General features: G+C 49.2%; 11 protein-coding genes and 1 other annotated feature. Of the genes, 9 read left to right on the forward strand and 2 right to left on the reverse strand.

The genetic code is table 11. The features are described 5' to 3' along the window. The first annotated feature begins 50 nt into the window (after window positions 1-50). From BLW68_RS13650 to BLW68_RS13675, 6 genes are all read left to right on the forward strand, one after another. A protein-coding gene (locus BLW68_RS13650; RefSeq protein ID WP_092794354.1) for an IS3 family transposase occupies window positions 51-1,267 on the forward strand; the annotation gives its coding sequence in 2 pieces (ribosomal slippage) (window positions 51-333 and window positions 333-1,267; 1,218 coding nt in all). After that, window positions 329-445, forward strand: a sequence feature (AL1L pseudoknot). (Overlaps the previous gene by 117 nt.) Before the next feature lie 224 nt (window positions 1,268-1,491). Continuing rightward, window positions 1,492-2,835 carry a DUF4397 domain-containing protein gene (locus tag BLW68_RS13655; RefSeq protein ID WP_092794357.1) on the forward strand — a complete coding sequence of 448 codons (1,344 nt, stop codon included), beginning with the start codon at window positions 1,492-1,494 and terminating at the stop codon, window positions 2,833-2,835. A gap of 22 nt (window positions 2,836-2,857) precedes the next feature. Then, window positions 2,858-3,550, forward strand: a complete 693-nt coding sequence (locus BLW68_RS13660; protein ID WP_092794360.1) for a response regulator transcription factor — start codon at window positions 2,858-2,860, stop codon at window positions 3,548-3,550. Between the two features lie 4 nt (window positions 3,551-3,554). Further along, a complete protein-coding gene (locus BLW68_RS13665; RefSeq protein ID WP_092794364.1) occupies window positions 3,555-4,727 on the forward strand; it encodes a sensor histidine kinase in 1,173 nt (390 codons plus the stop codon). Between the two features lie 83 nt (window positions 4,728-4,810). Then, window positions 4,811-5,194: a response regulator gene (locus tag BLW68_RS13670; protein WP_092794367.1), complete on the forward strand. Its 384-nt coding sequence runs from the start codon at window positions 4,811-4,813 to the stop codon at window positions 5,192-5,194. Between the two features lie 81 nt (window positions 5,195-5,275). Further along, the gene (locus tag BLW68_RS13675; protein WP_092794372.1) at window positions 5,276-5,551 is read left to right on the forward strand and encodes a DUF5666 domain-containing protein; all 276 of its coding nucleotides are present in this window, start codon (window positions 5,276-5,278) and stop codon (window positions 5,549-5,551) included. A 68-nt stretch (window positions 5,552-5,619) separates the two neighbouring features. Here the strand turns inward: BLW68_RS13675 and BLW68_RS13680 are convergent, their stop codons facing one another. Together BLW68_RS13680 and BLW68_RS13685 are read right to left on the reverse strand one after the other, a co-directional pair. Further along, complete coding sequence (locus tag BLW68_RS13680) at window positions 5,620-7,536, reverse strand: phytase (RefSeq protein WP_092794377.1); 1,917 nt, start codon at window positions 7,534-7,536, stop codon at window positions 5,620-5,622. A 32-nt stretch (window positions 7,537-7,568) separates the two neighbouring features. Beyond that, window positions 7,569-10,334: a TonB-dependent receptor gene (locus BLW68_RS13685; protein ID WP_092794382.1), complete on the reverse strand. Its 2,766-nt coding sequence runs from the start codon at window positions 10,332-10,334 to the stop codon at window positions 7,569-7,571. Between the two features lie 202 nt (window positions 10,335-10,536). Here BLW68_RS13685 and BLW68_RS13690 point away from each other — a divergent pair, with 202 nt between their 5' ends. From BLW68_RS13690 to BLW68_RS13700, 3 genes are read left to right on the forward strand one after another with little or no spacing between them, the layout of a single operon-like run. Continuing rightward, window positions 10,537-11,433 carry a GGDEF domain-containing protein gene (locus BLW68_RS13690; protein ID WP_092794385.1) on the forward strand — a complete coding sequence of 299 codons (897 nt, stop codon included), beginning with the start codon at window positions 10,537-10,539 and terminating at the stop codon, window positions 11,431-11,433. Beyond that, window positions 11,433-12,461 (forward strand): helix-turn-helix domain-containing protein, encoded by a 1,029-nt coding sequence (locus tag BLW68_RS13695; protein ID WP_092794390.1) that lies wholly within the window; start codon window positions 11,433-11,435, stop codon window positions 12,459-12,461. The genes BLW68_RS13690 and BLW68_RS13695 overlap by 1 nt, the downstream gene beginning before the upstream one ends. A 27-nt stretch (window positions 12,462-12,488) precedes the next feature. Then, window positions 12,489-13,400, forward strand: coding sequence for a metallophosphoesterase family protein (locus BLW68_RS13700; protein ID WP_092794393.1), 912 nt, complete (start codon window positions 12,489-12,491; stop codon window positions 13,398-13,400). Window positions 13,401-13,457 lie beyond the last annotated feature (57 nt).

Here is a 13,457-nt window from a genome sequence, read left to right on the forward strand (position 1 = left end):
TGAATCATACCGGGTTTGTCGGAGGCTAATTTTCTTGAGAGAATTAGCTTATGAACAAGAGAACAACATATTCAGCAGAAGTCCGCGAGCGTGCAGTTCGCATGGTTTTGACCTCAGAGCATGATCACCCATCCCGGTGGGCGGCACTGGTGTCTATTTCATCAAAAATTGGCTGTACACCTGAGACATTAAGGGCTTGGGTTAATCGAATTGAGGTGGATTCAGGCAAAAGGCCTGGAGTTACCACCGATGCCGCAGCCAAGATCAAACAACTTGAGCGAGAAAATAAAGAGCTTAAGCAGGCTAACGAAATCCTGAAGAAAGCTGCTGCGTTTTTTGCTCAAGCGGAGCTCGACCGCAAACCGAAGAAATAATCCAGTTCATTGATTCGCACCGAGCGTTGCATGGTGTCGAGCCGATTTGCCGCGTATTGCAGATCGCGCCATCAACGTATTACCGGTGCAAGTCACTTGAAGCGCAGCCTCAACGGCGCTGTCAGCGTTACCATCAGGATGAGGCTCTGAAGCCGGAGATCCTGCGTGTATGGCAGGATAACCGGCAATGCTATGGCATCAGGAAAGTCTGGAAGCAACTGAAGCGTGAAGACTTCTCGGTGGCTCGCTGCACGGTTGCCAGACTGATGAGTACGCTTGGGATCCAAGGCGTGCGGCGTGGCCGTCGTTGTATCACGACGATCCCTGATGATGCCGCTGCTAAACCATTGGATCTGGTGAAACGGGAGTTCAGTGCCAACCGGCCAAACCAATTGTGGGTTGCAGATATCACTTATGTTGCTACGTGGTCAGGCTTCATTTATGTCGCCTTCGTAATCGATGTGTTCTCCCGGAAAATCGTGGGCTGGCGTGTGATGAAGACGATGCAGACACAGTTGATTCTGGACGCGCTAGAGCAAGCATTATGGGCCAGAGGTAAACCTAAAGGCGTCATTCATCACAGCGACAGAGGAAGCCAGTATGTCTCGATACGTTACTCTGAACGGTTATCAGAAGCCGGCTTTACGGCGTCTGTTGGCAGTGTTGGCGACTCGTATGACAATGCCTTGGCTGAAACGATTAACGGCTTGTACAAAGCTGAGGTGATTTATAAAGACGGCCCGTGGAGAGGGCTGGAGCAGGTTGAGTTGGCAACGCTGGACTGGGTTGACTGGTTTAACAATAGACGATTGCTGAGCTCAATTGGTGATATCCCGCCAGCTGAATATGAGGAAAACTACTATCGACAATTAACACAAGATACGGCAGCATGACTCAAACAAATCCGCCTCCGAATTTACCGGTGCGATTCATCCTAAAAATAGCAACACCTCACAATAAGGCAATGAAGTTTAAATAATAAATTCAAAAAACGTTGAATAGCGCACAGAAACGCAAAGTTAAGTTAGGTTAAGCAAGGTAAAGCTGGGTAAAACTATGAACTCAATAAAGTAATAGCCTTCTTAGGGCTGTTGAGAACTTAACTTTATGAGGCGTTATGCGTATTTTTTTATTACTTTCTCTGCTATTGGGCAGCGTTACAATAACCGGTTGTGGTGGTAGCAGTTCTGATGATACTTCTGCCACGTACACCAGCAGCTATATCCAGCTATATAATGGCTCAGCCAATAGTACGTCTACCCGTTTAACCTTAACCAACAGCGATGACACCAGCGTGCTGGCAGGTTCAGCAACTTATGCAGATGCAACATCCTTAGTAACTTACACACCCGCAAACTATGATATTAAGCTAAGCCGCCTTAACAGCGACGGTGATGAGATTAGCGTGCTGGAAACCAACATTACTCTACGCAAGAGTTACAAGCATCTGTTGTTGCTAACCGGTGATTACAACAACCCTGAATTGCTGAAACTGGAGTTTTTGCGTGATGACAGCCTGACAGACACATTTAAGCTGTATGTTGCCAGCTTACTGCCAGACGATGCTTATGATGTGTATTTAAGTAAATCAGATGCTACGTTTGACGATGCCACCCTGGCTGCAACACTAAACTACAGTCAAATCAGCTCTCCACTTGAATTTGATAGCGGCAACTATATTATTTATGTTACTAACGCAGGCAGCCGTGACATCTTATTCCAGTCATCAAAATATAATTTTGAGTATCTGACCGAGTATGTTCTGGTGCCCCGTATCGCATCCGGCCCGTTAGCAGGCAATATAGCGGTAGACGTAATTAACAACACAACAACAGTCGGCAACCTGACAGATTTGACCGCCCAGGCCCAGTTCCGGTTGTATAACAGTATTGACAGCATCGGCAACAGCGATGTGTATCTGAATGACAGTGTAGCCTTTACGTCATTAGCAGCCGATAGTTTGTCAGCCTATGTTGAATTAGCAGCAAAAGACTATCGCCTATCCGCATCAAACGAGCAGGGGGTGTTCTATTTAAACAGCGCCTTAATGACATTAAATCAGGGCCAGAGCAAAGCTGTGGTGTTGTATCAAAACACCAACTCCAACACCGCCGCTGTAGTGGTAGAGGAAAGTAATGCACCCCAGATTTATGATTTTGATATAAACGTGGTCAACACTATTACTTCGTATAGTTCTTTAGGCGTCTATTTTGTACCGCCAAACGAAACTATTGATACAGCAGAGTACTACATTACGTCACTTAACAGTGGTGCCCAAAAAGAGATTAACGTTCCCGACGGCGAATACACAATTTATCTGACCTACACCGACAGCAATAAGAACAAAACGCTGTTAGCTGAGTCTGAAGTGCAGCAGTTTGTCGCCGGTAGCAATTATTTACTGGTTGCCGAGCCCGACAGCACCCGCAACAGTGGCTATAAACTAAGTTTATTACGTTAACTTTTCGACACCTGAGGTAGATGTGATCCGGTTATTACTAATTGATGATGATATAACGCTAACCGCCTTATTGGCAGAATATCTGCAAAAGGATGGCTTTCATCTTACTGTGGTTAATGACGGTATAACCGGATTACGCTACTGCCAGCAGCAACAGTTTGAGTTAGTTATTCTGGATGTGATGATGCCGCAACTGGATGGCATATCGGTGTTAAAACAATTGCGGCATTTTAGTAACGTCCCGGTAATTATGCTAACTGCCAGGGGTGAGGATCTGGACAAAGTGATTGGCCTGGAGTTAGGGGCAGATGATTACATTGCCAAGCCTTGTTTACCGCGGGAACTTAGTGCCCGTATTAAAGCAATATTGCGCCGCGTACAGCAAAACAACAACCAGACTGAATTAAAGCTTGGCGCTTTGCACATTAAGCCGGTTAGCCGCAACGTATCGTTACACCAACACATGATTGAATTAACAGGTGCTGAGTTCAATATTCTGTATTTACTGGCTCAATACGCTGGGAGCATTGTCAGCAAAGCAGAGCTGTCACAACAGGCACTCGGCAAACCCCTGGGTAGCTATGACCGTAATATTGATGTGCATATCAGCCATATCAGACAAAAATTAGGCAAGCTACCTGCCGGGCAACAATGGATCACCTCAGTCCGCGGTAAAGGTTATCAGTTCACTTACCCGTTTGGCGGTGGAGAATAACATTATGCATCAATTGTTCTGGCGCTTTTTTCTTGTATTTTGGGCCACACTATTAATGGCGGTTATTTTGGTACGCCTGACATTTACCTGGGACAACACGCCACGTTTTCTGCCGTCGGAGAATATGTTGCCAGCCGGAGCGGTTTTTTTTGCCACACCATCGATTCCGGCCACACCATTGATAGCGGCACATAATATAAATCCCTCCGACTTATCTAAGTCAATCGATATATCAAGACTCCCTGCACCACCATTCTGGCGCCATCCCTTGTTACACTTGTCGGTATTGCTGGCTGCCAGCATCCTGTTTAGTTGGGTACTGGCGCGCAATATTGCCGCGCCGGTCCGGCAACTAAAACAAGCGCTGGCAGGGTTAGCTGCGAATAACTGGCGCACCCAGTTGGGCCCGGAATTGATAACCAGACGGGACGAATTTGGCAGCCTGAGCCGGAACTTTAACCAAATGGCCGGCCAGGCGGCAGAAGCCATTGCCTCACAACGTCGCCTTCTGCACGATGTGTCACACGAGTTACGATCCCCCCTGGCCAGAATGCAAATTCTTACCGGGCTGGCGGCGCAATCGCCCTCTTATACCGCTATGGCGATGGAAAAAATAGAACAGGAAGCCACTAAACTGGATGAACTGGTTACAGAAATTCTGACCTTTTCCAGGCTGGAGAGCGGAGCTGTCTGCGCCGAACATATTGATATTAACCTCGCAGAACTGGTTGCCTCAGTCTGTGATGATGCCAGGCTGGAAGCTGATAGCAGCAACAAGTCGCTGTGGCTGCATCTGGAAAATGTCCCCTTAATTAAAGGCGACCCGTCGTTACTGTACAGCGCCATAGAAAATGTGATCCGTAACGCGGTGAAATACACACCACCTTACTCTGAGGTAAGTGTTTGCTTGCGACAACATCAACACCAGTTAAGTTTGCAAGTTCGCGATCAAGGCCCGGGCGTCCCGCCGCAATATCTGTCGAAGTTATTTACCCCGTTTTTTCGGGCACAAAGTAGCCATAACGGCATAGGCCTGGGGTTAAGTATTGCCAAACGTGCGGCAGAGGCTTGCAACGGCAGCATAGCTGTAGCCAATATTATGACCAATAATGAAATTACCGGCTTTAGCGTAGTGATCAGTTTACCACTCAATTCATCTGTAACTCAGGTACAATGACTATATTGAAAAAATTTTCCCAATTCAGTTAAAGGTCGGCCATACTGTATCAGATTGGCTCACAGCTAAAGGCAAGGATCGCTATGACGCAACAACAATGCTCAGTACTTATAATTGACGACGCCTATACAGTGCGGGAATACCTGCGCCAAACGCTCCTGCACCTGGGCATCAGCAACGTGCAGGAGGCGGCCAACGGCAAACGTGGGCTATCGGCTTTTGCTGAGCAACATCATGATTTGGTATTTCTTGATATCGAACTGCCGGACATTAACGGCCAGCAGCTACTGCAACAAATTAAAACTCAGGCCGACAAAACCCATGTTGTTATGGTTACAGCGCATAACTCGGTGGATAATGTGCGTAACAGCATCGCCTCTGGCGCCAGTGGTTTTATCGCCAAACCCTTTTCACCACAAAAAATAAAAAACATCGTTGAACGCTGCTTGTCTGCCAAATTAAATTAAAAACCGGCAGTATTCAGCAAAAATTCATTAGGTATGAGGCATAGTTTAGTTACTGTTATCCCGTGAACCAGGAGCAACAAGATGAAACTAAGCCTGAAAACCTTATTACTTGCTACCGCAGTAACAGCAGTTTCCATTTCAGCACAAGCAAATGATATTGAAGGTAAAATTGATGCTATCAATGCTGAAGCCCAATCTTTTGTTGTGCAGGGTATAACCTTCTTTACCACTACAACAACGGATTATGATGACGGCCTGAAAACTTTTGCTGATTTAAAAGTAGGGCAAGACGTTGAAGTGGACTTTGAATATCGTGATAACCGTCATATTGTTACTGAAATAGAACTCAACAATTAAACGGTTGTGTTAAAAAAAGGCTGTGCCATAAATGGCGCAGCCTTTTTTATTGCTTATTCTTGTTAACGCTACTGCAACTGCTGCAAAATATGCTGCCACGGCACCAGTTTCAGGTTTTGCCCCTGCTCCGGCATGCGGTTACGGCCATCCTGTACTATCAATGCTCCCTGCTCAAAACCTGGCCCCAGTGAACGGGTGGTAACCTCCAGGCCATCAGTTTCAGAAGCTCCATCTATACCCAGCTGTGGGTTGGTGCTGATACGAAAGTGTAAGCGCTGAGCATAAGGTGGCGCAGCATCAAATACCAGGTAACTGTCATTACCCTGACTTGATACCAGCAAATAACTGCTGCCGTTATGTTCTGCCAGCGCAATACCTTCAATATCAGCTACCAGATGTTCGCCATCAACCCGGATTATCGCTTCACCCGTTGTCGCTGCATCTGCTTCGGCGGCAAAACGCCAAATGGCTTCATCTTCTTCGCCAACAAACAATACTCCGCGTTTATCATCAGCCACACAGCCTTCCGGTTGCGAAGGCACCTGCAATGAGCGCACTAACGTACCCTGCCAACCGGCACCATCAGTGTCGATACGATACTGTTCAATTAAGCCGGATTTATCATTCACAAACACATAGTGTTTGCCGCTTTGTGCGCTGTGATACATACACAGGCCATAAATATCTGTCATGGTGGTAGCGATGTTACCGGCGTTGTGCAGCTTGCCGGTACCGTCAATAGCAAACAGTTGCAGGCTGTTATTATCACGCAAACTGGCTACAGCAATATCGTGCGCCGCACTTTGCCATGGCAGGCCATAGCGCACATCAACATTATTTAACCGCCCCACGCTTAGCTGTTGCACACGCTTACCGTGCATATTGTATACATCCAGCCCGGCGCGTTTGTCAGTCGCAAGGATCAGGCTACGCTCAGGTTGCACCGGATGGTGCCACACCGCCGGGTCGTCCATTACATCACCGCGTTGGCTGGCAGGCTCGGTCTGCAAGGTGGGCAATAGCTGCACTATTGCAGGCTTTGCTACAACCGATGCTATGCTGCTTAGCGGCAGCAACACCTGTTGTACTGTGCCGGCATCCTCACTGCTGATATAAGCAGTCGCCGTGTTGTTCTGCATACTGACAGCTAAACCGCTAGCCTCAGCCAACGCCGGGACAGCTATGGCATTAAGCAATTGGCCTTCGTTATTTATATGCAGTACCCGCGCCGGTTCTTCTTCTAATGCCAGCAGGCTGCCATCAGCTAATATCTGCAATGCTTTTACTTCGCCCTGCAACTGACCAAAAGGCTTATTTACCTGCACTAAACTGCGGCCCTCATCAGCTTCGGGTTCAGCCTGATAGCGCCAGATAGCGCGATCTGCTTCTGCGATATAAAGCGCACCTACCGTTTGATCCACCGCACAGGCAGTGCTGTCATAAGGCACATTCAGTTCGCGTATTGCCACCGGCTGGGCCAGCCACTGTTGTTGCTGTTGTAACAGCAGCTGATCAGCACCACCACGGCCACCAAGTAAAAACAGGCTAAGTTGCTGGTTTTCGCTGCTGTGGTAAAAGCATAAGTCTTCTACCACCCGGCTGCTGATCACCTGCTGATACACCAGCTGCAGCGGTGTTGGCTCTGCCGGTGTAAACCGCCACAGATATAAACTGTTGCTGTCAGTATCCATTGCGGCCAGTAAGGTGCTGCCCTGCATTAGCGGCTGCTGAGTCAGGCGGCTGAAACGACCAGCATGGCGGCCAAGCACTGTAGTACCCTGTTGTACCTGCAACCCTGTCGCGTCAGTAAGCAACTGATACTCAGCACCCGCCAGCTGCACATTTTGATAATGGCTGGCATTAACAGCCAGTGTCTGAGGCAGCGGCATTTGTAAGCCCGGCTTGTCAGCCTGGCAAGCGCTTAACAAGGCTGCCATGCCCAGACTGACAATACTGAGTTGAAACATTTTTTTATTCGACAACATTATTTTTTTACCTGCTTAATTCTTTTGCCTGCTTACCAGTTAGTAATTTGTACGCCAAGTACAAAGGTGCGGCCGTATTGCTCATACTGGAAGTTATAAGGCTTACGCCCGGTGTAAGCATAATAGGGCTCATCGTTCAGATTAATAATGTTGAAGTACAGCTGCATACCACGCCGGATAGTCCACTTGCCGGTAAAATCAAGCTGCAGATGGTTATCTGAATACACATCATAGGCGGCATCAGTAACATCGCCCACTTCGGCCAGATACTTCGACTTATAATTGGCAGCAAGGCGCAGGCTTATTACATCGGTTTCATAACCGAGGCTCAGGTTAGCGGTTTTATCTGACTGGCTGGGCAGCGCCACTTCACGGCTAAATAAAGTACCATCGTCAAACCATTCAATATCAGCGGCAGAATCCGTTATGGTCAGGTTAGCGGATATCAGCAGGTTATCCAGAGCGTTACCAAAACCCGATACTTTATGAATCGCATTTAGTTCCAGACCGTATAAATCGGCCTTGCCGCCGTTAACATAGGTTTCAGCTTTAGCAAAATTGGCATACTCGCCACGGCCGGCTAAATCTGCTTCATAGATAAAATTATCAATCTGCTTATAAAATAACATGGCAGAGAGCACGCCAAGTTTGTCTGCGTAATGTTCAATACCCAGGTCAAAGTTATTTGACGTCAGCGCTTTTAAATCCGGGTTACCAAAGGCAGCTTCTAACTCATCATCATCTTCTTCCAGTATAAAGGCCGGTGCCAGTTGCTGAAAATTAGGTCGCACTAAGCCAGTGCTAAAGGCCGCCCGCACTATGCTTTGCTCTGACAGGTTATACCGCCCTACTACCGCAGGCAGCCAATAACCTTTGCTGCTACTTTGCTGGTTAACGCTAAACTCTTCATTTATATCGTCATAGCGGGTGCCGCGTGCTTCGCGTTTTTCGTGCTCGTAACGTACACCGGTAATCAATTGCCAGTTATCCCGCTCCCACTGCGTCATAAAGTACGCCGCGCTGATATCTTCATCTACCTGATAATCATTAATTTGTGATTCAACTTCGTCAATAAAATCGTCGCGGTTTAAGCCACTAATCAACTGATAAATACTGCCGCTGTCAATTGCTGAGCCCATATTGCCTAAACCATAATCTACATTGGCGGCGGCGTAGTCGCTCAGGTTTAAGGCATTAATACCCAAATCATCGAAGTCTTCAAACAGCCAGACATCTTCAGCCGCGCTTTTTTCGCGCTGGCTGAATTTAGCACCGCTTTTTAGCAACAGGCTGCCATGGCGCAGAATAATCTCCCGGCTTAAATCAAACTTAATGTTGCGTTCGGTTTCTTTGGCATAGGTATCGCCCATCTCAACTTCTTTCAGCTCGTAACCGTCGGCAAGAAATGCTTCGGCCGGTGCCGTTAAACGCAGGATATTGCTACCGGTGAAGCCGACACCATCAGCAAACTCCTGTTCAAAATCGGCCGCGCCGATATTAAATGGTGTGTCCTCATCCGCTTTACTGGCACCCGCTTCCAACAACCATTCCCAGTTGCCGGAAGTTTGTTTGGTTCCCAGCACAATAGCACTAATGCTCTGGGTTTCTTCACGCTGTTTTAATGAGCGGATAAGCGCCGCTTCACCAAGGCTGCCAGCAAACTGCGGATCAGCCAGCTCTACTGCCATGCTCTGGCGCTCTTCGCTGTCGCTAAAACGGCTGTACAGGCTACGCAGGTAATATTCGTTATTGTTACCAGGCCGGTAATCCAGATTCAGTGCCAGGCCAATACGCTCGCGGCTAATGGTATAATCGCGCAGTTCAAACTCTTCCAGCCCGTCATCAAAATCCCAGCTGCCGCCGGTCTCAACGTTCTCAGAGCCAAATTTACGCTTGGCATAACTGGCTGCTATAGCAATACCTAAACTGTCTGTTTCGCCAGCGGCATCCAGTATTTTACTAAACACGCCAGATACCTTAGGGCTGGTTTTACTTTGCTGCTCGTTATAGCCGGCTTCAGCAGTAAAGGAATAAAAATCGTTGCTGCGATCAAAGGCCGACAAGCTTTTTATTTCCACCGTACCGCCAAGCGAGCCAGCAGGCATATCCGGTGTCAGGGTTTTATTTACTTCTACGGATTCCAGCAGATCCGATGGGATCACATCCAGCGCTACGGCACGGCGACCAGCTTCCGGGGCCGCTAACTGAGTACCGTTATAGGTTACTGCGTTGTAATCCGGCGCCAAACCACGCACCCGGACAAAGCGGCCTTCACCCTGATCGCGCTCTACCGATAAGCCAGCCAAGCGTTGCAGCGCTTCACTGACATTGCTGTCAGGAAACTGACCCATTTCATCAGTACTGGCTACGGTAACGATGCCACCGGCATTGCGCTGGCGGTTCAGTGCTTTACTCACCGCACCGGATTGTCCTACTACTTCAATATGTTCCAGCGCCTCGCTGGCAGATAACAGTTTAATATCGCCGAGGCGCTGCTCGGTATCGGCTACCACTAACACCCGGGTCTCCGGTATAGCGCCGAGATAATTCACCAGCAAAGTGTAAGTACCGGCAGGTAACTGATTAAAGTGAAAACGGCCATCGGCAGCCGTAGTGCGGCGTAACTTCAGCTCCGGGATGCTGACTTCAGCACCGGTCAGCAGGTTGCTGCGGTTGTCAGTAATACGGCCCTGTACATCGGCATCAGCCATCACAGGGGCAGCTAAACTGGCAAATGCCAGGCTTACGGCACAGGCCAGTAAGGTACGGGGATTATTTTTATGGTAAGTCAGCTTCATCGGTTGCTCTTAAGTTTTCGGCCAATAACTGCATGCAGTGTGCCGTTGCTGTGTGACAAAACGCCGTTTGTTAACACTAAGGGCTGAGCCGATATGACCCGGGTCTTAACGGTGCAACGCAGTGCCTTAAGCGCCAAAGCCTGTCATCCGGCTGTCATACAGGCAGCGGAAAATTGAGTTTATTTGTGCGGATAACCTGATTATGTGGCGACAACACCGTTATAAAATGCTGTTCAGCCTGCTACTGTTGCTAAGCGGCCTGCTGCTGGCTATTGATACCGGCGATGCCAAACCCGGCAATGAATTTGACTGGCTGGACATTCTCGGTGAAGGCACAACTTTGCTGGTAGCCTGTGGCTGGCTGGGGCTGATTATCAGCAGCCGGCCGGCAGGACGGGTAACGGAATGGCTGTACTATGGCAGCCTGCTGCTGGTGTATTCATACTTTCTTGACCTGCTGGACGAATTTATCCGCTACCCGGATCATATCCGGCTGATGAGCTGGCTTGAATCTTTACCGGCGCCGGTTGGCATGCTGGTACTGACTTATGGCCTGATAGGCTGGCACCGAGAACAACGTGCCATTAACCGCCAGTTGCGCGGCCGCGAACTGTTTTTGCGCGACCACCAGCTTATTGATCCGCTCACACAGCTGTACGGCATTGAATATCTGCAAGCGGTATTACAACGCGAAATAGAGCTGCATCAAAGCCAGCGTAAAGCGCTAAGTTTACTGATACTGGATATTGATAATTTTGCTGCGTTTAACCGCCAGCATGGTATGGCCAGCGGCGATGCCTACCTTAGCCAGTTAAGTGAACTACTTAGCAACCAGCTGCGCTACAGCGATGTGGTATGCCGCTACGCCGGCGACCGTTTTATAGCGTTGTTGCCCAACACCGCCTTGCCACAGGCAAACATTATGGCGCAGCATTTACGTCAGCAGTTGTCACAACTGGCTATTGAAAAACAGCAACCACAGCTGACATTGGTAGAAATGGCGGTGCAGCAAAACAGCGCAAAAAGTGCATTACATGCTGCTGATCAAGCTATGGCGCTGGCGAAAAAAACCGCCACTCTTAGTTTGCAGCCCATCTGATGAGTATGCGCCCCTTCGGCTATCAGGACAAAATCCTGCTGTTGCAGCATGGCAGCACTGAGCTACTGGCACTGGCCCAGCGGCGCGGTGCCCAGCTGCATAAGCTACTAAGTGGCACCGGCATTTTTGAACAGGACTTACACAAACCACATGGCAGGCTGCATCATACCGACTGGCTCAAACTGCTGCAAAATTGCCAGCAACAGCTGAACAGCCCGGAATTGCCCTATTTACTGGGTAATGCCTTGCTGAACAGCCGTTACATTTCGCTGTGTCAAAGCCTGCAATACGCACAAAATCTGCGCCAGGCGCTGGCCCAGTTGTACTACTTCCGCCATCAGCTGTTTCCTTGCTTTTATGTGCGGTTGTACCAACAGCAGCACTGCATAGTAGTTGAATTTAAACCGGCGTTGGGTTTAGCTAATCAGCAGGGGTTTATGCAGACCGTCGTTTTTTCGCTGCTGCTGGGGTTGATAAAACAACAGCTGGGTAGCGTTTGTGGCATCAGCCTGCAGTTGCAGCAGGCGGCATCACATCAGTTACAGCACCAGCTGCATTGGGGCGTAGATGTCAGCTTTAATCAAAGCGCTGACTGCATCAGTATTCCGCTTGCTTTGTGGCAGCAACGCTTTATTGATGCTGACACACTAAAATTTACCGCCACCCGCCGTACTTGCCGCCAGCTTAACCGTGTGCTGAGCAAACAACGGGCTTTGCCGGAGAGCATTTGCCGGCTGCAACGCCGGGCCCTGCCGCAACTGCTGAATCAGGATCAGGTTGCCACCGTGCTGGGGTTAAGCAGTAGCAGCTTAAAGCGCCAGCTTAGCCAGCATAATACCAACTTTGCCACTCTGCTTGACGAGGTACGCCGCGATGCGGCCCGGCAATTATTACAACAGGGCCGTTACTCTAACCGTCAGCTGGCGCTAAAGCTGGGTTACTCCGACGAGCATAATTTTCGCCGTGCCTTTAAACGCTGGACCGGCTTAATCCCCAGCAGCTTTAAAGGCCTGTTCCATTTCAACTAACCTCAACATCACTACCAAGGATTTTTAATGAAACTGTTTAATACTGTCAGCCTGGCGCTACTGCTAAGCGCTTTGCTTGTCGCCTGTTCACCGGCCGATACAACGAAAACCAGCCAGACACCTGCTGCCGCATCAACAACAGAAAATGTCGTGCTGCGCTTTGCTGTACTGGGCGACGCCGAGCCTAAGCCTGAGCCGCAATTTCCGCATCTGGCCGCAGCAGTGGCTGATGTAAACTGGCTGGCAACGCAGACCAAACTGGATTTTGTTGTTGGCGTTGGCGATATTGCCCATAAAGGCACCTTAGTGCAGTACGACAATGCCACACCGGTGCTGCAACAACTCACGCTGCCGTTTTACCCGATTATGGGCAATGAAGAGCACGGCAGCACTGTTGAGCGCTTTATGCAGTATGCCAATAGCTGGAATGCCGGAAAAATTACACTGGACGCTCCGAGCTATGTGCTGGAGTTTGATACTGTGGCGCTGGTATTCGCTTCACCCGATCACGGCCGCGACTTTAACGACAGCGGCATAGCCTGGATGCTAAACCAGCTAAAACAGTTGCAGCCAAAACCGGTGCTGTTAATCGTGCACGGCGCCCAAACCGGGGTTTACCCGGAAAACCCTGATAAAGGCATTGAGCACCCGGGCTTTGCCGGGGTGATTGCGCAGCCAAATCTGGCAGCCGTAATTTCCGGCGATTTACATATGGATATGAACCGCACTCTGCACTCAAAACAAATTGGCCAGGTGCATTACCTGCACATACCGGCGCTGGAACGCACCAAAATTCCGGATGAAAGCCAGCACACTGCTATGTTCCGCGTGTTTAGCCTTAGCAACAACGGCGTAGTGCAGGTAGACACCTACCAAACCGGTAATGCCATACCACTGGCTCAGCACAGCTACAGTTTTAACTTACCCCGCCAACCATAACAGCGGGGCCATCAAGCAGGGCTTGCGCGTAACATAGTTTGCAGCTATGTTACGCAG

Origin of the sequence: Rheinheimera pacifica (assembly GCF_900108485.1) — a bacterium.
Classification (GTDB): Bacteria; Pseudomonadota; Gammaproteobacteria; order Enterobacterales; family Alteromonadaceae; genus Alishewanella; species Alishewanella pacifica.